We start from the raw sequence: 22,706 nt of genomic DNA on the forward strand, positions 1-22,706 counted from the left end.
CTAGCCGCGGAACCTGAGTACGGTGGTGAACTCCGCCGGCTGCGCGCCGCCGCCGGCGGAGCCGGTGCCGACGAGCGTGGTGGTGGGTTCCTTGCGCCCGAAGCCGGCGGAGTACCAGCCGAGCGGCGGATCGGTCTCGCCCCGGTGGGCCCGCCAGCTCAGCCGCCCGGGCAGGTCGAGCACCGCCGAGCGGTCCTCGCCGTCCCGGGTCCAGGTGAGCCGTGCCCGGCTCCCCACCAGATCCGCGGTGATCGCCGGCCCGAGGTGGAAGGCCAGCCGCGCCGCCCGGCGCGGGCCGCGCACCTCGTCGACCACGCGCAGCTCCCGGGTCGCCCCGGTCAGCTCCACCCGGCGGCGGTGCACGGTGCGCCGGTATCCGTGGTGCTCGGCGCACCAGCGGGCCACGCTCCCGTCGGAGGTGTCCGCGGCCAGGACGCGGCTCCGGGCCTGCCGGGTCCACAGGAACGGGCCGCCGGAGACGGACTGGTCGGCGCCGTCGAGCTGGAGGGTGTTGTGGCCGAGGGTCGACCGGAAGTACCGCCGCCACTCGGGCTGGCCGTGGTAGCAGTACGTCCCCGGGTCGGCGAGCACCTCGACGCCGTCGTGCCGGACCTCCACGGAGAGCGCGTCCGCGTGGGCGTGGGCGGCGATGGAGAGGAAGCCGTGCGGACCGCCGTCGCAGCGGCACCAGATGCCGTCCGGGCCGCGCAGGACGGTGAGCCCCGCGTCGGCGAAGTGGGCCGGCCGGCTCGCCGGGCGGGGCGCGGCCGGCCCCCCGGGCCGGATGAGCGCGGCCAGCAGCGGGGTGCGCACATCGGTGCCGGTGACCTCCGGCCACCAGGCGAGCCGGCCGAACACGGCGTCCCCGGTGGCCAGCAGCGAGGCCCAGCGGTCGGTGCCGGCGCCGTCCACGACCAGACCGTGCCCGTCGTCCGCGTCCCCCTGGCGCGGCGGGCGCAGCCCGCTGTCCACGACGGCCGCGAGCGCGTCGGTCATGCGCAGCAGCACAAGACGGACCGGCGCGGGGACCGGCACACCGGCGGTGTCCGCCTCGGCCAGCGCGGCCAGGCCCAGCTCCAGCACGAGCCCGTGGTACTCGGTGGCCAGTTCGCGGTTGAGGCCGGAGTCGAAGGTGTTGCTCCGCAGATGCCGCTCCAGGGAGCGCAGCGCCCCGGCGCGCCAGCGCTCCGACGAGGGGAACCACCCGAACGCGCAGGCCGCGGCGAGCTGTCCGGCGGCCTCGGCGATGACGTGGTTGTTCGCCGACGACCCCCGGCTGGGGAAGGCGGCCAGCCAGCGCTGGTGGTGCCAGATCTGGTGGAGGGCCACCGGGTTCTCCTCGAACAGCCCGGCCGCGCCGGGCCAGCCGTCGAGCAGCCGGCGGAGCCACACCCAGGAGAGCAGCCGGATGCCCAGCTCGATACCGCTGATCCAGTGCGCGGCGCGCAGCGGCGGGTTGGCCGTCCACCACGACCGCAGGTGCTCGGCCACCCGCTCGGCGTACCGCTCGTTCCCGGTCACCGCGTAGGCGGCGGCGAGGACGGTGAGGTACTGGTGCCGGGACAGCTCCCAGATCTGCTTGATGTCCCCGGACGCGTCCTCGCTCCGGTACGGCACGTCGAAGGCGTACCCCGCCGGAGCCCGGCGCCCGGTCTTCGGGTCGTACGACCAGTCCGGGTCGGCGAGGTCGTCGCGGTCCACGCCGAAGTACCGGGCGTGCCCGGCCATCAGCCGGTCCGCCTCGGCGACCAGGCGCTTCACGGCCTCCGCCGGCACGGTGTCGACCGTCCCCGGGGGCAGTACGGCGGTGAACCGGGCGCCGGTCACGCTCGGGCTGTGCGGCGGCGCCGACCGCCACCGCCTCCGGCGCACCGCGTCGCCCACCCGGCCGCCGACCTCACGGGGTCCCATCCGGGACAGCCGCCGCAGATACCAGCCCAGGGGCGCGCTTGGGGTCATCGCGCCCTCGTCAGGGTCACCGGCGCGCCGCTCGCGAGGCCGGTCCGGACGGCGAGGGTGGCCGCCGTGGTGGCGACCAGCGACTCCAGCGGCACCGGCATCGGCCCGCCGGTCCGCACGGCCCGCAGGAACGCGTCCAGTTCGGCGCGCTGGCCCTTGTCACGGGTCTGGGACAGCCTCGGGCCGGTCCACCGCTTGCGGCCGTGCACCGAGGCGCGGACGAAGTCGTCCAGCCGCAGCACCCCGCCGTCCGCGATCAGGTCCAGGGTCTCCTTGGGGAAGCCCGTCGAGCCGGTGGTGACATAGCTGATGGTGGCGGTGGAGCCGCCCGGGTAGCCCAGCACGACCTGGAGGTCCTCGCCGCCGGGCGTGGCGACCGCGTACAGCGTGAGCGGGTCGGCGCCGAGCAGCCAGCTCACCGTGTCGATGAAGTGGCCGCCCTCGCCGGCGAACCGCGAGCCCTCGGTGTCCTGCCGGAGGTACCAGCTGCCGTGCTCCAGCCGGCCCGCGTTGACGAGGTAGCGGACGCTCGCCGGACCGGTCCGGGGGCCGAACCGCTCGCGGGCCTCCCGCAGCAGCGGCGCGAACCGGCGGTTGAAGCCCACCTGGAGCCGGTCGTTGCCGGACTCCTCCACCGCCGCGAGCACACCGGCCAGCTCGTCCTCGGTGAGCGCCAGCGGCTTCTCCACGAACACCGCCTTGCCCGCCAGCAGCGCCCTGCGGGTCAGTTCGGCGTGCGAGCTGTGCCGGGTGACCACGAAGAGCGCGTCGATGGACGGGTCGCCTAGCACGGCGTCGAGATCGGTGGTCGCCTCGGCGAAGCCGAACTTCCGGCGCGCGTTGACGCCGGACAGCGCCGTGGTGGTGACGACCGTCGCCAGTTCGACGCCGTCGCGCCGGGCCAGGTGCGGCAGCAGCATGGATGTCGCGTAGTTCCCCGCGCCGATGAACCCCAGCCGCACGGGCGTCCCGGCGGGCCGGACCGGGGCGGGCGCTCCGCCGCCGCGCCGCACCTCGGGCACGGCCACCTCCGGGGTCCCGGTCCCGTCGGTGGCGCCGGTGGGGCCGGGGTAGCGGAACAGCACGGCCACAGCCTTCAGATCGCCGTCCTTCAGCCGCTGGTAGGTCTCGACGGCGTCGCCGAAGTCGGCGATGTGGGAGACCAGCGGCTCCACGTCGACACGGCCCCGGGCCAGGAGATCGAGGAAGCAGGCCAGGTTGCGGCGCTCGGTCCAGCGCACATAGCCGATCGGGTAGTCCCGCCCCTCGATCTCGTACTCCGGGTCGTAGCGCCCGGGGCCGTAGGAGCGGGAGAACCGGACGTCCAGCTCCTTCTCGTAGTACGCGTTCCACGGCAGGTCCAGACGGCACTTGCCGATGTCGACGACCCGGCCCCGGTCCCGGCTCAGCCGGGCGGCCAGCTCGACCGGCTGGTTGTCGGCGCCGCCGGCGGCGAGATACACCTGGTCCACGCCGTGACCGCCGGTGAGTTCGGCGACGGCGGACTCCACGGACGCGGACGCGGGGTCGCCGCAGGCCGCGGCGCCCAGCCGCTCGGCCAGCTCGCAGCGGACCGGGTCGGGGTCGACGCCGACGACGCGGACCCCCGAGGCGGCCAGCAACTGGACCACCAGCTGCCCGATCAGCCCGAGGCCGATCACCAGCGCCACATCGCCGAGCTGCGGCTCGCCCCTGCGGACGCCCTGGAGGGCGATCGACCCGACGGTGCCGAAGGCGGCGTGCCGGGGGGCGAGGCCGTCCGGCACCGGGGCGCAGAGGTTCTTCGGCACCCAGTTCAGCTCGGCGTGCAGCGCGTGCTCATTGCCGGCGCAGGCCACGAGGTCGCCGACCTTCACCTCGTCGATCCCGGCGCCGACCTGCTCGACCACCCCGCACAGCGAGTAGCCCAGCGGTGTGTACGAGTCCAGTTTGCCCATGACCTTGCGGTAGGTGGCGGGCACTCCCTGGGTGGCCACGCTCTGCATCACCTTGGCCACCTGGTCCGGCCGGGAGCGGGCCTTGCCCAGCATCGACATGCCGGCCTCGGACACCTTCATCAGCTCGGTCCCGGTGGAGATCAGCGAGTAGGCGCTCCGGACCAGCACACCGCCCGGCTTGCACCCCGGCACCGGCACGTCGAGCAGCGCCAGCTCGCCGCTCCTGTAGTTCTGCACAACCTGTTTCACCCGAGCTCCTCTTGTCTCCACACCGTCACGCCGTCCGGCTCCGGCCGGAGCCGGAGGTCGCGTCGCGATACCAGTACTCAAGGGTCAGCACATGCCAGAGATGTTTGGAGTAGTCCCGCTGTCCGGCGGCGTCCTCGGCGACCAGCCGCGCCAGCGCGTCGCGGTTCAGGAAACCGGAGTTGACGAGCAGACCGTCATGGACCACCTCGCGCACCAGCGGTGCCAGATCCCGGCTCATCCAGGCGCGCAGCGGAGCGCTGAACAGGCCCTTGGGCCGGTACACGATCTCCCGGGGCAGGACCGAGGCGGCCGCCTCCTTGAGGACGGCCTTGCTCTCCCGCCCGGCGATCTTGCGGTTGCCGGGGAAGGCGAACGCCGCCCGGACCACCTCGACGTCCACGTACGGCACCCGCACCTCGGTCGAGGCGGCCATGCTCGACCGGTCCGTGTAGGCGAGGTTGAGGCCCGGCAGGAACATCCGGGAGTCGGTCAGGCACATGCGGTTCACGAAGTCGTCGAGGTCGTTGTCCCGGTAGATCTCCGCGTGCTCGTCCAGTACGTCGTCGACCGTCCCGGCCAGGTCCGGGCTGACCAGGCCGAGCAGCTCCTCCCGGTCGTACATGGTGTAGCTGCGCCGGAAGGCGGTCTCCTCCGGCAGATCGGCGAAGGAGAGGAACCGCTTGGCGAAGCGCACCGACCGGTACCCCCGGCGGGAGGTGGCGACCGGCAGCCGGTCCACGGCCCCGGACAGGCCGCGCCGCAGGGGCCGCGGGACGCGCTGGTAGCGCAGTGCGAGAAGGTTGGCCAGATGCTTGCGGTATCCGGCGAACAGCTCGTCGGCGCCCATCCCCGAGAGCATCACCTTGACCCCGGCCTCCCTGGCGGCCGAGCAGATGAGGAAGGTGTTGATCGCGGCGGGGTCGCCGATCGGCTCGTCCAGGTGGTAGGTCATCCGCGGCAGCAGGTCGGTCACCCTCGGCGCGATCTCGATCTCGTGCAGATCGACGCCGAACCGCTCGGCCACCCGCCGGGCGTGGCGCAGATCGTCCGGCATCGCCTCGAACCGGGTGTCCTCGGCGCGGAAGCCGATCGTGTAGGCGGAGATCCCGGGCCGGTGGCGGGCCGCCAGCGCGGTCAGATAGCTGGAGTCGAGACCGCCGGAGAGGAAGGTCGCCACCGGTACGTCGGAGAGCAGATGCCGCCGGGTCGACTCCTCGACGACGGCGGCCAGGTCCGGCCGCTCGCCCGCGCGGGCCCGCTCCCGGCCCTCGGTCGCGATGTCCCGGAGGTTCCAGAACCGGCCGCGCTCCACCCGGCCGTCGGGCCGGCAGCGCAGCCAGCTCCCCGGCGGCAGCTTCTCCGCCTCGCGGTACGCGCAGCGCGAGTCCGGCACCCAGTAGTAGAGGAGTGAGGCCACCAGCGCCGCGTGGTCCACCTCCAGCGAGCCGCCGGTCACGGCCGCCAGCGCCTTGAGTTCGGAGGCGAACATCAGGCCCGTGCCGCGCCGGAGCAGGAACAGCGGTTTGACGCCGAGCTGGTCGCGGGCGAGCACCAGGTCACCGGTGCGCTCGTCGAAGACCGCGAGCGCGAACATGCCGCGCAGCCGGGGCAGGCAGTCCGTGCCCCAGCGCCGCCAGGCCTCCAGCACCACCTCGGTGTCGGAGGTCCCGCGAAAGCGCGCCCCGGCCCCCGCCAGCTCCGCGCGGAGCTCGGGCGCGTTGTACAGCTCGCCGTTGTAGGTGAGGGCGAGGCCGCCCGAGACCATCGGCTGGGCGCCGGTCCCGGAGAGGTCGATGATGGCCAGCCGGCGGTGCCCGAGGTGCACTTCGCCGTCGCCGACGGTGTGGCCGTACCGGCCCGACCCGTCCGGACCCCGGTGGGCGAGGACCTCGGTGAGCCGGTCGGTGACGGCCTTCCCGTCCGGCCAGCGGTACGTACCTGCGATGCCACACATGTTCTACCGCGCCTCCTGGTCGCTGCCGCTGTCCGGGACCCGGGCGGCCGGCATCGACGGCCGCTCCGCCCTCGGCTGTCCCGTGCCGTTCCGCCGGGGCCACCGCTCCGTCCGCGGCTGCCCCGTTCCGTTCCGGGGGGCCGTCGGCTCGTCGGGGCCGCGCGGCGCGGTGTACGGCGCGTCCCACAGCGTGCCGTCGGTCCGGTCCCGGGGGTCGGGGTCGATCAGCACCACACCGATCACCGGGATGCGCTGGTCGGCGAGCTGGCGCGCCACGGTGTGCAGCCAGGCGGCGCTGCCGTGCCCGGCCCGCACGACGAGCACGGTCCGGGCGCCGAGGTACCGGAGGTCGGTCCACGCCGTGCCGGGCGCGACCGAGCCGACGCCGATCCCGCGCGTCCCCCGCGGCACGGCATGGGCCCGCTCGCCGCCGACCACGGTCACGCCCTCCGGTGTCCGGCGGCCGAGGGCGGGTTCCGCGCCGGGCAGACCGTCGATGACGGCCACCGGCCCCTCCGCCGCCAGCGCCCCGGCGACATCCAGCGCCAGCGCGCTCGTGGTGCGCGCGCACCCCAGTTCCAGCAGCGACACCGGTTCGGCCGAGCCGCGCACGGTGCGGGCCAGGGTCGCGGTGAGCCGTTCGTGGGCCACCCGGGTCCGCCGGCGCCGCCAGGGCAGGACCGGGCGGCGGGGCACACGGCGCCGCTCCGCGACGACCGACGCGCCCAGGTTCGCCGCGATCTCCCGGCGCAGCACGGGGCGGTCCGCCACCACCGTGCCGACGGCGGCCAGCGCGAGCCCGAGGACGAGCCCGAGGACGAGCCCGATCGCGGCGTTGGTGACGGCGGTCCGGGGCAGGGAGTGCCGCACCAGGCGCGGGGCGTCCACGATCTGCGTACCGGCGATGACCCGGGGGGTGCCGGTGCGGGCCTCGGCGGCGCGCTGGTCGAAGTCGGCGATCCGCGAGTTGAGTTCGGCCCGGCGGGCGAAGAGCGACTCGACGCTCGCCGACGCCTTCGGGTCGTCACCGGAGGGCGATCGGTCCCCGATCGCCTGGTTGACCCGGGCCAGCTCGTCCCTCATGCGGTCGCGCTGGTCGAGCAGGGCCTTCGACTCGGCCTTCGCGGCTTCCCACATCCGCCTCACATGGTCCGCGACGAACGCGTCGGCCAGGGCCTTCGCCCGGGCCACCGCCTGGGCGTCGCTGTCACCCGTCACCTCGATCCGGAGCAGGTTGTTGGTCAGACCGGTGCCCCGGTACTCCGCCGTGAAGTCCTGCGGGTCCTCGGCCGACTTGAGGGCCTTGAGCGCCTGACCGGCGATCCTGGTGGTGCCCAGCAGCGCCGCGTCGGTGCGGATCAGCGTTCCGGTGTCGTTCGGCTGGTCCTCCTGGTGCACGACCAGCACCTTGGTCACCGCGGTGGGCGGCGGGCGCAGCAGCACCGCCAGCGCCGCGCCGGCCAGCAGCCCCAGCAGGGCCAGGGAGTACCAGAGCCGGCGGCGTCGGCGCACCGCCACCACCAGCGACTGGAGGTCCAGCAGCGGAGCGGCCGGCGACGGCTCCGACGTCGTGCTCGTCGTCACCCCGGCTCTCCCGCCGCGTGACCGGGAACCGCGGGTTCCGGAGTTGCTCCGGCCCCGGGGCGGCCCGAGGACCGCGCCGGGAGGGGCCGGACCGCGCCGGCGAGGACGACGCCGACGACCTCGTGCCCGCCGTCCGCGCACGCCTCGGCGATGCCGGTCAGCTCCCCCGCGGTCCAGTTGCCCGCGCTGAGCACGACGACGGCACCGGACTCGGTGTCGCGGTCCGGCACCATCGGCCGGGACACCGAGACCTCCACCAGCCGCAGCGCGGGGTGTCCGCCGCCCGGTGAGGCGGGCGAGGGATCGCTCCCGGCCGCGTCGACGAGCTTCCCGGCGGCCCGGCGGCCGATCTCGTCGCCGTCGGGTACGACGACCAGCAGCCGCCGGGGGGCCGGCAGCCGGTCCCGGAGGCGAGCGCACACCCGCCGGTAGCGGATCTGCCGGCCGGCCTCGTCGGCGGAGGCCCTCGGTGCCGGTGTGTCCCAGCGGGTGTCGGCACCCAGCAGCCGGCGCAGCCGGGCCGGCGCGCCGCGGTCCCCCGGCCGGCGCGCGGGCCCGTCGTCCGGCACGTCGACGGTGCCCAGCAGCGCCGAGCCCAGCGCCGCGGCGATCTCCGGTTCGGTCCGCAGCCGGCGGCTCATCCGCTGGGCGGCGAGATGGCCGATGACCGCGGCCAGGAAGAACAGCAGCGCTCCGCCGGCGATGAACTGCGCCCTCGTCGGGGGCGCCTCGGCGGTCGGCCGGACGGCGGGTCCCATGACGACCATGCCGGCCCCGCCGGCCGCCGGGTCGGCCTGGTCCAGCTTCCTCATCGCCTCCTCCAGGGCGGTGCGGAGCTTGGCGAGCGCGGTGCGGGCCTGCACGCTCTCCACGGTCCGCCCCGGATCGGCCGCGTTGGCGAGGTCGGTGATACGGCGGTTGGTCTGCGCCACCTTCTGCCGCAGCGCCTCGGGCCCCGTGGCCGCCTCGGGGTCGTCTCCCTCGCCCGCGATCCGCGCGGCGAAGGCGACGAGTTCCCGGGCCACCCGGTCGGAGAGCTGCTGCGCCCGCTCCGGGGTCTCGGCCGTGCCGGAGATCTTGATGATGTTCCCGTCGGCGGCCTCGGCGGCGACCCGCTCCCTCAGCTCGCCGGAGCTGACGCCCGTCCAGCCGAGCGCGCCGGCCGCGCGGTCGACCACCGCCGAACTGGTCGCGATGTGCGCCTGGGTCAGCAGCTCGCGCTCCTCCCACTGCCCCGGCAGCAGCACCGACGCCGACGCCGTGTAACGCGGCGGGAAGAGCGCCGAGGTGCCGTAGCCGACGAGCGCGCCCACCACGGCGAGTACGGTGAGCAGCCTCCGGCGCCGACGGAGAATCCGCCCGATCGTGACCAGGCGTATCGTGTCATCACTCAACGACGCGGCCTCTTCCCGGTCCGGACCCGGCCGTCCCCCGGCACCGGGGCGCGGTCGCGGCAGGCGGCGGCGTAGGCGGCGAGCAGCGATGCCTGCGAGTTCCGCCAGGAGAGACTTCCGCTGATCCGCTCCTGGCCGATCGCGCCCATCCGGGCCCGCTTCCCGGGGTCGTCCAGCAGCAGGGCGATGAGCCCGGCGAAGGCGGCCTCGTCGTTGGCGGGCGCGTAGACGGCGGCGTCACCGGCGGAGACCCGCGCCTCCCGCAGGTCGAAGGAGACGATCGGCCGGCCCATCGCCATGTACTCCAGGACCTTGTTCATCGTCGACACGTCGTTGAGCGGATTGCGCGGATCGGGAGAGAGGCACACGTCCGCGGTGGAGAGATAGCGCACCAGGTCGGCGTCCGGGACGCGGCCGGTGAACCGCACCTGCCCGGAGAGGCCGAGCCGCTCGGACAGCTCCACCATCGCGTCGAAGGCGTCGCCCGCGCCCACGAACACGGCGTGCCAGTCGGTGCGCCCCAGTTCGTCCCGGAGCGTCGCGAGCGCCCGCAGGGCGTAGTCGACGCCGTCCTGGGGGCCCATGACACCGAGGTAGCAGAGCAGATGGGGCTTGCCGCGCTTCAGTTCCGGCTCGGGCGGTACCGGCTGGAACCGGTCGGTCTCGGGCGCGCTGCGCACCACGAACACATCCTCCGGGCGCCGGCCGCCACGGCGGATCGCGACGTCCCGGTAGCTCTCGTTGGTGGCGAGCACCACATCCGCGGCCCGGTAGGTCAGCCGTTCCAGCGCGCACACGGCGCGGTGGAGCAGGTCCTCGCCCCGGTCGAACCGGGAGAGATACAGCTCGGGCACCAGGTCGTGCTGGTCGAAGACGAACCGCGCGCCGCGCCGCTTCAGCCAGAGCGCGGGCAGGAAGAGCAGGTCGGGCGGGTTGCAGGCGTGGACCACATCGACCGGGCCGACCCTGCGGGCCAGCCGGGCCGTGTGCCACAGCGCCGAGCCGTACTCCCGCAGATAGCCGGCGGGTCCTCCGGTGGCCGCGCGCAGCGGGTAGCGGTGGATGCGCACCCCGTCGATCAGCGCCTCCGGCTCGGTGTCCCGCTTGCTCCCCCGGGGGCAGATGACATGCACCTCCCAGCCCGCGTCCCGCAGCGTCCTGCACTCCTGCCACACCCGCCGGTCGAACGGCACCGACAGGTTCTCCACGAGGATCAGCGCGCGCCGCTCCGGCCGGCCGGCGCCGGCTCCCGCGTCGAACGCCGTGTCACCAGGCAAGGCCCATGTACCCCGGTTCGGTCCGGCGCGCCTCGGCGTCCGGAAGGCGGATGAGGTCGATGAGCACCGGTCCCTCGCCGTGGGGCAGCGCCGACAGCACGTCCGGGTCGCTGGTCCCGACCAGGCAGACCTCGGCGTGCTCCAGCACTTCGGCGACGGAGTTCGCGAGGAGCTGCGCGAGGTGCGGCAGCCGGGTCTCGATGTACTCGCGGTTGGCGCCGAGCAGCCGGGAGAGGCTCACATTGGCGTCGTAGATCCGCAGGTCGTACCCCTTGCCGAAGAGCCTCTCGGCCAGCTCGACGAGCGGGCTCTCCCGGAGGTCGTCGGTGCCGGGTTTGAAGGACAGCCCGAACAGGCCCGCCCGGCGTTTCCCGGTGCGCTCGACCATCTCCACCGCGCGTTGCAGATGCGCGGAGTTGGAGGGCAGCACATGGGCGAGGATGGGCACCGAGACATCGGCCCGCTGCGCGGCGTGGACCAGGCTGCGCAGATCCTTGGGGAGGCAGGAGCCGCCGAAGGCGAAGCCGGGCCGCAGATAGGCGGGGCTGATGTTCAGTTTGCGGTCGGCCAGGAAGACATCCATCACCTGGTGCGAGTCCACCCCGAGCGCCTGGCACACCGCGCCCAGCTCGTTGGCGAAGCCGATCTTGAGACCGTGGAACGCGTTGTCCGCGTACTTGATCGCCTCGGCCGTCGGGACCGGCACCCGGAACACCTCGCCGGGCAGGCCGTCGTAGAGCGCCGCCACCACGTCGCCGCTCGCCGGGTCGAGTTCGCCGATGACGGTCTTGGGCGGGTCGAAGAAGTCCCGGACGCTCGTGCCCTCGCGCAGGAACTCCGGGTTGACCGCGACCCCGAGGTCCACTCCGGCGGTGCCGCCGACGGACTTCTCCAGGATCGGCACCAGAAGGTCCAGACAGGTGCCCGGGAGCATGGTGCTCCGGAACACCACGGTGTGCCGCCCGTCCCGCCCGTCCGGCCCGCCTTTCCCGTCCGGCCCGCCTTTCCCGTCCCGCGCGTCCGGCCCGTCCCGCTCGGCCAGCACGGCGCCGATCTGCTCGGTGACCCGCTCCAGATACGTGGTGCACAGACTGCCGTTGGGCTCGGAGGGTGTGCCCACACAGATCAGCGACACCTCGCTGCCCATGATCGCCTCGCGGACGTCGCCGGTGGCGCGCAACGCCCCGGTCCGCACGGCCTCCGCGATGAGTTCGCCGATCCGTTCCTCGACCACCGGTGCCCTGCCGTCGTTGACCAGGTCGACCTTCACCTGGTTCACATCCACCCCGATGACCTCGTGCCCCATGCCGGCCAGGCACGCGGCCGACACACAGCCCACATAGCCGAGCCCGAAAACGCTGACCCTCATGACCCGTCCCTCACCCCAGGCAGGCCCTTCCGGCCTGCGGTCCCTGCGCCGGCCCGACGACGTGTCGCACGCATCAGTAGGCCCCCTGCCCATAGAGCACCGCGCGCAGCGTCTTCCACAGAATCACCGTGTCCAGGGCGAGCGACCAGTCCTCCACGTACCGCAGGTCCAGCCGGACGGCCTCCTCCCACGGCAGGTCGCTGCGCCCGCTGATCTGCCACAGCCCGGTGAGCCCCGGCTTGACCAGCAGCCGCCGGCGGATGTCCGGGGCGTACGCGGCGGACTCCTCCGGCAGCGGCGGGCGCGGGCCGACGAGCGACATCGATCCGGTGAGTACGTTGAAGAGCTGCGGCAGCTCGTCGATCGAGTACCGGCGCAGCACCGCTCCCACCCGGGTCACCCGGGGGTCCCGGCGGAGCTTGAACAGCGGGCCGGCGCCCTCGTTGCGGTCGGCCAGCTCGGCCCGTACCCCGTCGGCCCCGGCGACCATGGTGCGGAACTTGAGGATGATGAACTCGCGGCCGCCCTTGCCGACCCTGCGCTGGCGGTAGAAGGCCCCGCCCCGGCTGTCCGCCAGGACGAGCAGCCCGACCACCAGCATCAGCGGCGCGAACAGCATCAGCAGGACCGCCGCGCCCATCCGGTCGACGACCTCCTTGACCGCGCGGCTGCCTCCGGTGAAGGTCGGCATGCTGACCCGCAGCAGGGGAATCCCGAGCACCGCGTCGACGTGCAGCCTCGGGCCGGCCACCTCCATCAGCACGGGGGCCACCACCATCTCGGCGTCGCTGCCTTCGAGGTTCCAGGCGAGGCGCTGCAAACGCTCCGGTGACCAGTGCGGATCGGGCGTGACCGCGACGACACGGTAGCCGTCGCGGCGGACGTGGTTGGCGACGTCCGCCAGCCGGCCGACCACCGGCACTCCGTCCAGTTGGTCGCCGTCGGGCCCGAGGCCGTCCGTGGTGCACACCCCGTCCACCCGCCAGCCGAGGTGCGGGAACCTGCGGGCCCGGCTGATGAGATCGCGCACGGTCGCCGGGCTCCCGGCGGCGAGCACCGGTCGCAGGCACCGTCCCTCCTTCCGGTGCCGGTGCAGCCGGAGGCGGAGCAGATACCGCGCGGTCATGGTGAGAAGCGCGATCGCGGGGATCGCGACGAAGATCCAGAGCTTGATGTTCTGCGAGGTGAGGGCGATACCGCCGAGCGCCAGGACGACGGCCGCCGTGAACAGGGAACGTCCGAGCCGCCGGAACTCCTCGGCGCCCTGGCCGAGCACGGCCGGCGCCCACGACCGGCTCACCGCGAGCGCTCCCAGCACCAGAAGCTCGGTGCCGAAGGCGAGAATGCCCCACTTCTCATGCCAGTTGGCCGCGTCCCGGGCCCCGAAGAAGTTGCCGATCGCCGCGACGACGACGGCGGTGGCCACGGTGTCGCTGGTGATGACGGTACGGCGGTACCGCTCTTCCCAGTCGATCACAGGCCGGCTGATTGCCCCGTTCGCCAGGCGCCCACGCGCCGACGGAAACGGGTTGACTAACTCCCCCTGCTGCACAGAACCCCCCAGGTTCCCAGCGGTTCAACGTGTTCGCCCACCACAGTTCCCCTCCCCCACGGGAGGCCCCCGCCCCCCGCACCACGCTGTTACTCCCCCGGGAGGCCCCCGCCTCCCGCGCACGGCATCCGGGCTGTTCGAGTCATGGATGATCAGCCCACCCCGGCGACAGCGGAGCCGCCTGTCCTGCCGGCTCTCCGGACGCGCGGGAACCCGCCGATTCCCCGGATGCCCCCGCACCCGAGGCCCCCTCGCGGGCCCCAAGAATTGATCACCACCACATCTGGTGCCGGGGATGCGACTGCTGAATGTCCGCAGCGCCGGACCTATAGATCATTTGATGTTCGCCTCGCGCCCGAACAGCTGAAGCACGGTCAATCTAGACCATCGGGGCCGGTATGAAGAGAGTATGTGATTAATTTGTGCTCAAGCTTGGGGACCGGTTTCACCGATCGGCGACAACGGAAGGTTCCTTGGCGAAGAAGTGCCTGGTGACCTGGGGCCGATAGCCGATAGCGGGCACCGGAGGAATCTGGATCTTGATGCTCCGAAGAGGAGCGACCCGGCGGGGCGCATGGCCCCGCCGACCCCCGCGAACAGCGACGGCCGCACGGCCGGGAACAGGCGCCCCGCCGGCTCACGCGGACCACCGGACCGCGTGATCTCGGCCTACGGGCGGCACGCACCGATCGCGCCACCGGCGCCCTGTTGACACCCTCCACGCGCACTTTCGACAGCCGAACACGTTTACGGATATCTCGCCGAAGGGACTTCGACGGATGCCGTCACGTGCTCGTTATCGCACTCCCGAAAGATCGAATGGCATTTCCGCCCGACGACCGCTCCCGCGCGTGCGGGGAATCAAGCCAGACGCGGGCATCGCGACAGATCCAAGCCACTGGCATATTCATATGTTCAGAGACCTGATCGGCATCCGGGAAACGCGCATCTTCAAGCCAAGCCGTCCGTCCCGGAGGTGCGCGGTGGGAACGGCCTTTCCCGCACGGCTGTCGAGGCGGTGTGCGACGTTCGGTCCCGGCCTCCGGTCCCGGCGTCGCCGCGAGGGCCGTGTGCGATACGGGCGGTGGGGGTGTCCCCGCCGAGGGCCGCGGCCCGGGTGGGGAAGGCGGAGCGGGCCCGGCGACGGGTCGGGCGGCCGGGGTCCGGCCGGAGCCGTCCGCCGCGCGGCCGCCCGCTCGCGGTTCCCGGGCGCTCCCCCGTACCGCCACCGGCTGGTGTCCCGGTGTCCGGGTCGGCGAGGCGTGACCGACCCCCTCCGCCGGAGGCACAACGGACCGGCCGAGGCCCGTGAGCGCGCCGATGGATGGCTCATTCCGGTGAAAGACACCGGTGTTCGGTGTGGAGGAGAACACCGGCCTGCGAACATCCCGTGGGAACGACCGCGCGCTGCCGCGACGGACCGTCGAGGGCTGACGCTCCGCCGCGTTCCGTGCCCGCCGGCGCGGATGTGCGCCTGGTCGCCGTACAGCTTGGAGGAGCCATGGCCCGGCGTCACCCCAGTGGTCCCCCGATGACGGTCGGCGGCCGTGCGCGCGCCGCCGTGCTCGCGGGTACGGCGCTGCTCGCCCTGTCCGGCGGGCCGGCCGTCACCCCCGCCCTTCCCGTCCCCGCCGTCTCCACCATCAGCGCCACCCGGCAGGCCGGCGACAGCGGCACCTCACCGGAGCCCTTGCCCGCCGCGGTCGACTGGCGGAGCGGCCACGCGGTGACACCGGTTCAGGACAAGGGGCAGTGCGACGAGATCGCCGGCCGGGCGTACGCCACCGCCGCTGTGCTGGAGGGGGCCTGGGTGGTCCAGAGCCGCCGGCGGCTGACCTCGTTCACCCCGGTGATCACCGACGCGTCCGGCGAGGACGTCTTCCCGCGCCTGTGCGGCGAGCCCCGCCCGCCCGGGACCTCGGAGTTCCCGGTGGAGGCGTTCCAGCGGTGGGTACCGGTGGCCTCCGGGGACGAGGACGCGCTGCGGGCGGCCGTGGCCCGGGGTCCGGTTCGCGCGAGGATCGACACCTCGCAGGTGAGCTTCGCCCTCTACTCCGCCGGTGTGTACGACGAGCCGCTGTGCTCGTCGGCCCGGCCCGATCACTCCATCGCCGTGGTCGGCTACGGCACCACCCCGGCGGGGGTGGAGTACTGGATCGTCAAGAACGACTACGGCGCCCGCTGGGGAGAGGAGGGCTTCGCCCTCATGTCCCGGGACAGGGACAACCAGTGCGGCATCGCCACCGAGGCCGAGGAAGCCGTCCTCAACCCCGCCCCGTACACCGCGCCGTTCCGGAATCCATGGCCGGTCTTCCCCTGACCGGTGCCATCAGCCCCCGCTCTCTCCTCCGGAGCCCGGCACCGGCACCGGCACCGGCACCGGTCGGCCCGGCAGGGTCGGCAGGCCGGTCGGGCGCGAGCCGCGCGCGAGCGCGTTCCGCTGCCGGGGCGGCCCGCGCCCACCGGGAGTGACCCGCGCCGTCCGGACCGTTCTCAGCCCGCGGCCCGGTCCGCCGCCTCCCGGGTGATGCCGGCGCAGAGGCGGAAGAGGGCCGGGCGTGGCTCGTCCCCGTCGTGTGCGTACAGGGCGGCCCAGCACCGGGCGACGAGTTCCCGGGCCTGGGTGCCGGGGGCCAGGGCCGGGGCAGGAGCCGGGGCGGCGGCAGCGGGTCGGGCTCCATCGCTCGGGTGAGTTCGGCGGCCGGCTCGACGGCGATGGTGAGCCGTTCGGACGGGGAGAGTCCGGCGGGGCCGGTGAGGCGGGCGAGGCGGGGCCGGGCGACGCGGCTGAGGAGGTGGTAGCGGTCGCCGAACCGCGGACCGACGGCGCGTCAGCGGCCCGCGTCACGGCGGAGGTGGCCAGGAGCGACAGTATCCGCCGGCTGCCGGCACGCCGCGCGACCGTCGAGGAGTACGTCGGGGAGGCGGGCGGCGACGCCGACGGCATGACCGCCGGCCGCTGGGGCTTCCTCTCCCGGAACCACACCGCGGACGCCACACGGGACCCCCGTGCCCTGCGCGGCGTACCGGTGCTGCTGGTCCTCGCGGGCCATGACGTCAGCGTCGACACCGCCGAGACGGAGGACGTCTACCACCAGGTGCTCGGCGCGGGCCGCGCGTTGACGGTCGAGCGCCACCCGGACGCGACCCACTCCCCGAGCGGTGGCGGCCGTCCCCGCCGCCGCGCGCCCCCCGCTCCTCAGGATGCCCCCGGTACGGAGGCGCGGGACCTCATGAGCGGCTGAACGCGGGTGCCGAAGTTCTCCACGCCTTCGAGGAATTCATCGAAGACCAGAATGATCCCCCTGACACCTTCGACCTCACTGAGCTGGTCGAGCATCCGCGCCACCGTCTCGTAGGACCCGACGAGCGTTCCCATGTTGAGGTTCACGGCGCCCTCGGGCAGCGCCACGGTCCTCGCGGTCGAGGAATCGTCGGCGTTCCTGTCCTGCGCGGTCTGCGCGGTCAGATACCCCAGGGCGGCGAGGTCGGCGTTGTCGTGATAGTCCTTCCACTTCGCCCGCGCGGCTCCGTCGGTCTCGTCCGCGATGACCATGAACAGCGCGAACGCCCCGACGTCGCGGCCGGTCGCGCGCGCGTGGCCGGCCAGCGCGGCGGTCGCTTCGGACAGGGCGAGCGGGGTGTTGACCCCGCTGCCCAGGATGAAGTTCCCATCGGCGTACTCGGCGGCGAACCTCATTCCCGTACCGCTCTGCCCGGCGGCGAGGATGTCGATGTGGCCGTTCGCCGGGCGCGGCGACAGCACGCAGTCGTCCATGCGGTAGAACTCGCCCGCGAAGTCACTGGTGCCCTCGCTCCACAACTGGCGCAGCACTGTGACGTACTCAGCGGCCCGGGCGTAGCGGTTGGCGAAGTGTTCGTCCCCGGGCCAGAGACCCATCTGGGCGTACTCGGCGGGCGCCCAGCCGCTGACGATGTTGACCCCGGACCGGCCGGGTGCGATCGAGTCGATGGTCACCGCCATCCGGGCGGCGATCGCCGGGGGCAGGGCGAGGATGGGTACGGAGGCGTACAGCCTGATCCGCTCGGTCACGGCGGCCAGGCCCGCCGTGAGGGTGAACGAATCGAGGCAGTGATCCCAGAACTCCGTCTCGCCGCCGAACCCCCTCAGCTTGATCATCGACAGCGCGAAGTCCAGCCCGTGCTCCTCGGCCCGCCGCACGATGGCCTTGTTCAGTTCGAAGGTCGGCATGTACTGCGGGGAACTCTTCGAAATGAGCCACCCGTTGTTGCCGATGGGGAGAAACACCCCAATGTCCATGACGCTCCTCAGCCGTCGGGGCGGACAACCCGCGTGGCGCCCGGCATCATCGCCCGCCGTGCGGTCAATCCTGCCCAGCCACGGCGGGATGCACAACGACGAGGGCTCATCCTCACCGGCGGACTCGCGGCGCCGGCGGGGAGGACGGCTCAGTCGAGGCAGAACTCGTTGCCCTCGATGTCCTGCATCACGATGCACGACTCGAAGGTGCCATCGGCGAGCAGCGTCCGGTGATGTACCGCGCCGAGCGCCTCCAGCCGCGCGCACTCGGCCCGGAGCGCGGCGAGGCGCTCCTCACCCACGAGCCCGGTGCCGGCCCGCACACAGAGATGCACCCGGTTCTTGACCACCTTCCCCTCGGGAACGCGCTGGAAGAGCAACCGCGCGCCCGCACCGGAGGGATCGACGCAGGAGAACCACTTCACCTCGTGGTCGGGCGGCAGCGAGCGGTGGTAGTCGTCCCATGTGTCGAACCCCTCCGGCACCGGCGATACGACGTACCCCAGCACCTCGCACCAGAAGCGAGCGAGACGCTCGGGTTCCGCGCAGTCGAAGGTGACTTGGAACTGCTTGATCGATGACATCGGCGCACCCTACCAGGGGGGCCTCGGCCGTTCATCGCCTCCGGCCCGGGACGGGCTTCATCGCGGGAACGCGTGTGGACGGTCATGCCGCACCGCCCTGCGGCACGATGCGCTGACGGCTGATCCCGATCGGTTTCGGGACATCGCCGCCGCCCGCGCCCCCGGCCGGCTCGGCCACCGCCCAGGGGTGGTGCGGGAGTTGACGGCGTGGCCCGGCGAGGGGGCGGCGCGGAGGCCGGACCCCCGGGCCCCGGCCGCTGGCGGAGTCGCCGTGGGCGCAGCCGGCGCGGGCCCGCTGGACGGGGCCGCGGCCGGTCCCGGCGGCGCCGAGGGCGGCGTGTGGCGCGCGCTCGCCCGTGACGTGGCGCGTGTCGCTCCTGGCCGGCCCGGCGAACGGAATCATCCCGGCACCGGCCACGAGCACTCGACGGCCCACCACTTCCCTTCAGGGTAATCTGCGTGAATGAGTTTTTAGTTTGCGGGCTGATACTCCTGCTGCAAAAGCCTTGCCTCTCACATGTGACGAGATGCAGTATTGACCAAAGAGGGCGCTGGGCGCCGTCGCGGACCGTCGGGCAGCCCGGCGCGGCACCGACCGCCCGGGGCCCTCCCGTACCGCGTCGGCGCACGGTGGACCGGATGGCCGGACACCCGGCTCAGCGCGCGACCAGCCAGGGAAAGGACCGCCAGGACATGGCCGGACACAGGAGTTCCCTCCCCCGCGAGGCGACGGGGGTGCCGTTCCCGCACGCGATGGACCTCATGGACTGCCTGAGCCTGGAGCGGCTCGGCGACGATCTCTTCCAGGGCGTGTGCCACGACGGCATACCTCCGCGCGCCTTCGGCGGCCAGGTCGCCGCCCAGTCGCTGACCGCCGCCGCGCGGACCGTGCCCGGGGGCCGGACCGCGCACTCGCTCCACGGTTACTTCCTGCGCGCCGGCGACACCCGGCGGCGGATCGTCTACACCGTCGAGCGGCTGCGCGACGGCGGCTCCTATCTCTCCCGGCGGGTCACAGCGCGCCAGGAGGGGGAGACGATCTTCGCCCTCTCCGCGTCCTTCAAGAGCGCCGAGCCGGGGCCCGACCGGCAGCGTCCGATGCCGTCCGTCCCCGGCCCGGACGAGGTACCGGATCTCAGCGGGCTCTGGGCCGGGACCGATCCGGAGCACCACGCGAACTCCACCTTCCACCGGGTCCTCGACCTGCGCTGTCTCCGTGTCCCCGAGGAGCGGACCGAGCCGGGCCAGACGGAGCAGCGGCTGTGGGTGCGCGCCGCCCACCCGCTGCCCGACGACCCGCATCCGCACGCCTGCGCCCTCGCGTACGCCTCCGATCTGTGGCTCGCGCCGACGGTCGCGCTGGCGATCGAGCCGCCGGGCATGCTGCGCGCGGGGTCGTCCTCGGTCTTCCTCACCTCGCTCGACCACGCGATCTGGTACCACCGGCCGTTCCGGGCCGACAGGTGGCTGCTCTTCGCCCAGCGCAGCCCCACCCACGCGGACGGCCGCGGGCTGGCCATGGCCGATGTGTGGGACCCGGAAGGGCGTCTGATCGCCACCGTCGTCCAGGAGACCGTCATCCGGGCCAAGCGCCCGGCGGCGGCCACGACCGCGCGGCCCGCACTGCCCGCACCGCCCGCACCGACCGCACCGACCGCGCGCGACGCCGGACCTGCCGGAGCCGTCGGCGCCACCGGCCGCGAGGAGCGCTGAACACCTCCCGCTGAAGGTGCCCCCGCCGGGGGCCGACAGTGCTGCCCCGGGACATCGGGCGGCCCGCGATGCGCGCGGGCCCGAACGACCGGGGGCGCGAAGGCCGTCGGATACCCTGAGCGAACGCGGTGAGCGGCCCCGGGCCGCACGGGAATCGACGGACCACCGGGAACAGCAGAAGGACGACGGACGTGGCAGCGCGCAGACCGCCCAACCGCAAGGCCCTGATCCGCGCCGCGGCCGCCGAACTCTTCCTTCAGCGCGGCTACCACAACGTGTCCGTGACCGATGTGGCCGACAGCCTCGGCATCACCGCCTCCGCTCTCTACCACCACTACCGCAACAAGCAGGACCTGCTGCTGCACACGGTCCTGGGCAGCCTCGACACCGTCGACGCCCTGATCGGCGAGGCCGGCGACCTGGAGGCGGCCCTCACCGCGCTGGCGGCCCTGGTCACCGGGGAGCGCGGAGTCCTCGCCGTCTGGGAACGCGAGGCCCGGAATCTGGAGGACACGCAGCGCGCGGCGATCCTGGAGCACGAGATCGAGGTCGTCGCGCGCCTCGTCCCCCTGCTCCGCGCGGAACGGCCGGAACTGGGCGAACCCGAGGCCCATCTGCTGGCCCGGGCCGTGCTCGGCACCCTGGGCAGCAGGGTCCGCCATCGCATCGCGCTGCCGAGGCGCCGCCACGAACAGTTGATGCTGCGCGTCGCCTCCGCCGCCGCGCACGCCCCCCTGCGCACCGAAGCGGTGCCCGCCGGCCCGCACCCGAGGGAGACCGGAGGGTCAACCGGCTCCCCCGGGCTGCGGATACCCCGGCGCGAGCAGTTGCTGACCGAGGCGATCCGGCTGTTCGACGAGCGCGGTTTCCAGTCCGTCACCATGGCGGACATCGGCGAGGCGGGCGGCATCGTCGCCTCCGGTGTGTACCGCCACTTCCCCCGCAAGAGCGATCTGCTGATCGCCGCCGTGAACCGGGGCGGCGAGCGCATCAGGACATCCGTGGAGACGGCGCTCGACCGGGCCGCCGACCCCGGGGAGGCGCTGGAGCTGCTCCTGCGCGCCCACATCGCGGTCTCCCTCGAACAGACGCACCTCATGGGCATCCTGTCCAATGAGCGGGACCAGTTGCCCGACAGGGAGCGCACGGCGCTCCGCCGGCTCCAGGCGGACTACCTCGATGTCTGGGTCCAGGCCCTCGGCTCGGTCCTGCCCGGCCGCGAGCCGGCCGAACTGAAGATCATCGTCCATGCGGTGCACGGAATGATCTACTTCACCGTCCGGGTCGGCCGCACCGACCCCTGGCCCGACCTCTCCCAGCATCTGAGGGACCTCGGCATGGCGGTGCTGACCCGCACGGGGTGCTGACCCGCACGGGCCCGCCGCGCGGAACAGCGGGGGACGACCACCGGATCGGGTGACACAGTCCTTCTCCGGCCCGGACCATGAGCACGCCGCACCTGGTTCACCGCCGGAACCTCTCCCTGGTCGAGCGGTCTGCCCGTGCCCCCCGCCGCCGGGCGTCGGGCGTCGGGCTGACCGCGGGCGTGGCTGCTCGGCCTCGGGCCGGCTCCGGCGGGCTCCGGTCGTCCCCGGCCGGCTCCGGCAGGGTGTCGGGCACACGCGCCGGGCGGGAGCCGGGCCACCCGCCGTGGCCTGTGAGGATGGGGGGACACACCGGTCGCCGCAGAAGTGGCCGGTTCGGAGCGGGGAGCACGCGGTGTCGCAGGAGTCGTCGGGGCTGGTCGAGCGGATGGAGCAGCACCAGGTCTCGGTGTATCTCGGCGCGATGGCGGCGGGCGCGCTGGTGGGCTGGGCGGCGCCTTCGGCGGGGCCGGGGCTGGAGCACGCCATCAACCCGGTCCTGGGCGCGCTGCTGTTCGTCACCTTTCTCCAGGTCCCGGCCGCCGAGTTGCTGCGTTCGCTGCGGGACGGGCGGTTCCTGGCCGCCGCCCTGGTGGTGAACTTCGTGGTGGTGCCGCTGGTGGTCGCGGCGATGTTCGTGTTCCTCCCCGCCGACCAGGCGGTGCGGATCGGCGTCCTGCTGGTGCTGCTGTGCCCGTGTGTGGACTATGTGATCGTCTTCTCCGGGCTGGCGGGCGGGTCGAGCCGCCGTCTGCTGGCCGCGACCCCGCTGCTGCTGGTCGCGCAGATGCTGCTGCTGCCGGGGTTCCTGTATCTGTTCCTGGGGTCGGAGCTGGCCGACATCGTCGAGGTCGGGCCGTTCGTCGAGGCGTTCGCCGTACTGATCGTCATTCCGCTGGCGCTGGCCTGGGCCGTCCAGGCGTGGGCGGCCCGGAGGCCGGCCGGACGGGCGGCCTCCGGCGCCGCGACCACCACGATGGTCCCGCTGATGGCCGCCACCCTGTTCACCGTGGTCGCCTCCCAGATCCCCAAGCTGGGCGGCAGCCTGGGCGACGTCGCCGCCGTCATCCCGTTCTACGCGCTGTTCCTCGTCGTCATGGCCTTCGCCGGGAGGGCGGTCGCCCGGCTGTTCCGGCTCGACGCCCCCGCCGGACGGGCGATCGTCTTCACCGGCGCGACCCGCAACTCCCTGGTCGTCCTCCCTCTCGCGCTCGCCCTCCCCGACCCCCTGGCCGTCGCCTCGGTCGTGGTGGTCACCCAGACCCTCGTCGAGGTGATCGGCATGGTCGTCTGCGTCCGGCTCGTCCCGCGCCTCGTCCCGGCCGCCCGCACCGGCACCCTCTGACCGCCCGCGAGGGTGAGCTGTCCGGCTTCCGCGTCCACGGCACGCCGCCACCGACTCGAAGCGCCTGACCAGGGCGTCGTCGGACGATTCCAGGAAGACGATCCGGCAGGTGACCTGCTTGGCGTCGAGGTCGGCGAGGGATT

The 22,706-nt window shown here is 73.5% G+C and carries 15 protein-coding genes; 5 read left to right on the top strand and 10 right to left on the bottom strand.

Annotation, left to right across the window (positions count from 1 at the left end):
• The 8 genes from ACWCRA_RS08990 to ACWCRA_RS09025 all read right to left on the bottom strand — a co-directional run bounded on the left by ACWCRA_RS08990 (position 1) and on the right by ACWCRA_RS09025 (position 13,275).
• On the bottom strand, positions 1–1,959 hold the full coding sequence (locus ACWCRA_RS08990) for an alginate lyase family protein (protein ID WP_451067136.1): 1,959 nt from the start codon (positions 1,957–1,959) through the stop codon (positions 1–3).
• A complete protein-coding gene (locus ACWCRA_RS08995) occupies positions 1,956–4,145 on the bottom strand; it encodes a bi-domain-containing oxidoreductase (protein ID WP_451067137.1) in 2,190 nt (729 codons plus the stop codon). Before ACWCRA_RS08995 ends, ACWCRA_RS08990 begins: the two co-directional genes overlap by 4 nt.
• 25 nt (positions 4,146–4,170) lie before the next feature.
• Positions 4,171–6,099: an asparagine synthase (glutamine-hydrolyzing) gene (asnB, locus tag ACWCRA_RS09000; protein WP_351543016.1), complete on the bottom strand. Its 1,929-nt coding sequence runs from the start codon at positions 6,097–6,099 to the stop codon at positions 4,171–4,173.
• A 3-nt stretch (positions 6,100–6,102) separates the two neighbouring features.
• Positions 6,103–7,683, bottom strand: coding sequence for a Wzz/FepE/Etk N-terminal domain-containing protein (locus tag ACWCRA_RS09005; RefSeq protein WP_451067138.1), 1,581 nt, complete (start codon positions 7,681–7,683; stop codon positions 6,103–6,105).
• Positions 7,680–9,077: a Wzz/FepE/Etk N-terminal domain-containing protein gene (locus ACWCRA_RS09010; RefSeq protein WP_451067139.1), complete on the bottom strand. Its 1,398-nt coding sequence runs from the start codon at positions 9,075–9,077 to the stop codon at positions 7,680–7,682. Before ACWCRA_RS09010 ends, ACWCRA_RS09005 begins: the two co-directional genes overlap by 4 nt.
• Entirely contained in the window at positions 9,074–10,354 is a 1,281-nt protein-coding gene (locus tag ACWCRA_RS09015) for a glycosyltransferase family 4 protein (RefSeq protein WP_351543024.1), read from the bottom strand. The genes ACWCRA_RS09010 and ACWCRA_RS09015 overlap by 4 nt, the downstream gene beginning before the upstream one ends.
• Positions 10,344–11,723 (bottom strand): nucleotide sugar dehydrogenase, encoded by a 1,380-nt coding sequence (locus ACWCRA_RS09020; protein ID WP_451067140.1) that lies wholly within the window; start codon positions 11,721–11,723, stop codon positions 10,344–10,346. Before ACWCRA_RS09020 ends, ACWCRA_RS09015 begins: the two co-directional genes overlap by 11 nt.
• A gap of 73 nt (positions 11,724–11,796) precedes the next feature.
• Positions 11,797–13,275 (bottom strand): sugar transferase, encoded by a 1,479-nt coding sequence (locus tag ACWCRA_RS09025; RefSeq protein WP_351543030.1) that lies wholly within the window; start codon positions 13,273–13,275, stop codon positions 11,797–11,799.
• A 1,501-nt stretch (positions 13,276–14,776) separates the two neighbouring features.
• On the opposite strand from ACWCRA_RS09025, the gene ACWCRA_RS09030 reads away from it, so the two are divergent.
• Both ACWCRA_RS09030 and ACWCRA_RS09035 read left to right on the top strand, forming a co-directional pair.
• The gene (locus ACWCRA_RS09030; RefSeq protein ID WP_451067141.1) at positions 14,777–15,595 is read left to right on the top strand and encodes a C1 family peptidase; all 819 of its coding nucleotides are present in this window, start codon (positions 14,777–14,779) and stop codon (positions 15,593–15,595) included.
• Positions 15,596–16,070: 475 nt separating this feature from the next.
• On the top strand, positions 16,071–16,520 hold the full coding sequence (locus tag ACWCRA_RS09035; protein ID WP_451067142.1) for a hypothetical protein: 450 nt from the start codon (positions 16,071–16,073) through the stop codon (positions 16,518–16,520).
• Here the strand turns inward: ACWCRA_RS09035 and rutA are convergent.
• Together rutA and ACWCRA_RS09045 are read right to left on the bottom strand one after the other, a co-directional pair.
• On the bottom strand, positions 16,475–17,557 hold the full coding sequence (gene rutA / locus ACWCRA_RS09040) for a pyrimidine utilization protein A (protein WP_351543042.1): 1,083 nt from the start codon (positions 17,555–17,557) through the stop codon (positions 16,475–16,477). The two genes, ACWCRA_RS09035 and rutA, sit on opposite strands and share 46 nt — an antisense overlap.
• Positions 17,558–17,706: 149 nt before the next feature.
• Positions 17,707–18,141 (bottom strand): VOC family protein, encoded by a 435-nt coding sequence (locus ACWCRA_RS09045; RefSeq protein ID WP_351543045.1) that lies wholly within the window; start codon positions 18,139–18,141, stop codon positions 17,707–17,709.
• A 693-nt stretch (positions 18,142–18,834) separates the two neighbouring features.
• Between ACWCRA_RS09045 and ACWCRA_RS09050 the strand changes: the two genes are divergently transcribed.
• The 3 genes from ACWCRA_RS09050 to ACWCRA_RS09060 all read left to right on the top strand — a co-directional run bounded on the left by ACWCRA_RS09050 (position 18,835) and on the right by ACWCRA_RS09060 (position 22,563).
• A complete protein-coding gene (locus tag ACWCRA_RS09050) occupies positions 18,835–19,854 on the top strand; it encodes an acyl-CoA thioesterase (RefSeq protein WP_451067143.1) in 1,020 nt (339 codons plus the stop codon).
• Between the two features lie 191 nt (positions 19,855–20,045).
• A complete protein-coding gene (locus ACWCRA_RS09055) occupies positions 20,046–21,221 on the top strand; it encodes a TetR/AcrR family transcriptional regulator (protein ID WP_451067144.1) in 1,176 nt (391 codons plus the stop codon).
• A 352-nt stretch (positions 21,222–21,573) separates the two neighbouring features.
• The gene (locus tag ACWCRA_RS09060; protein WP_451067145.1) at positions 21,574–22,563 is read left to right on the top strand and encodes an arsenic resistance protein; all 990 of its coding nucleotides are present in this window, start codon (positions 21,574–21,576) and stop codon (positions 22,561–22,563) included.
• Positions 22,564–22,706 lie beyond the last annotated feature (143 nt).

This window comes from Streptomyces sp. NPDC001889, assembly GCF_053594535.1.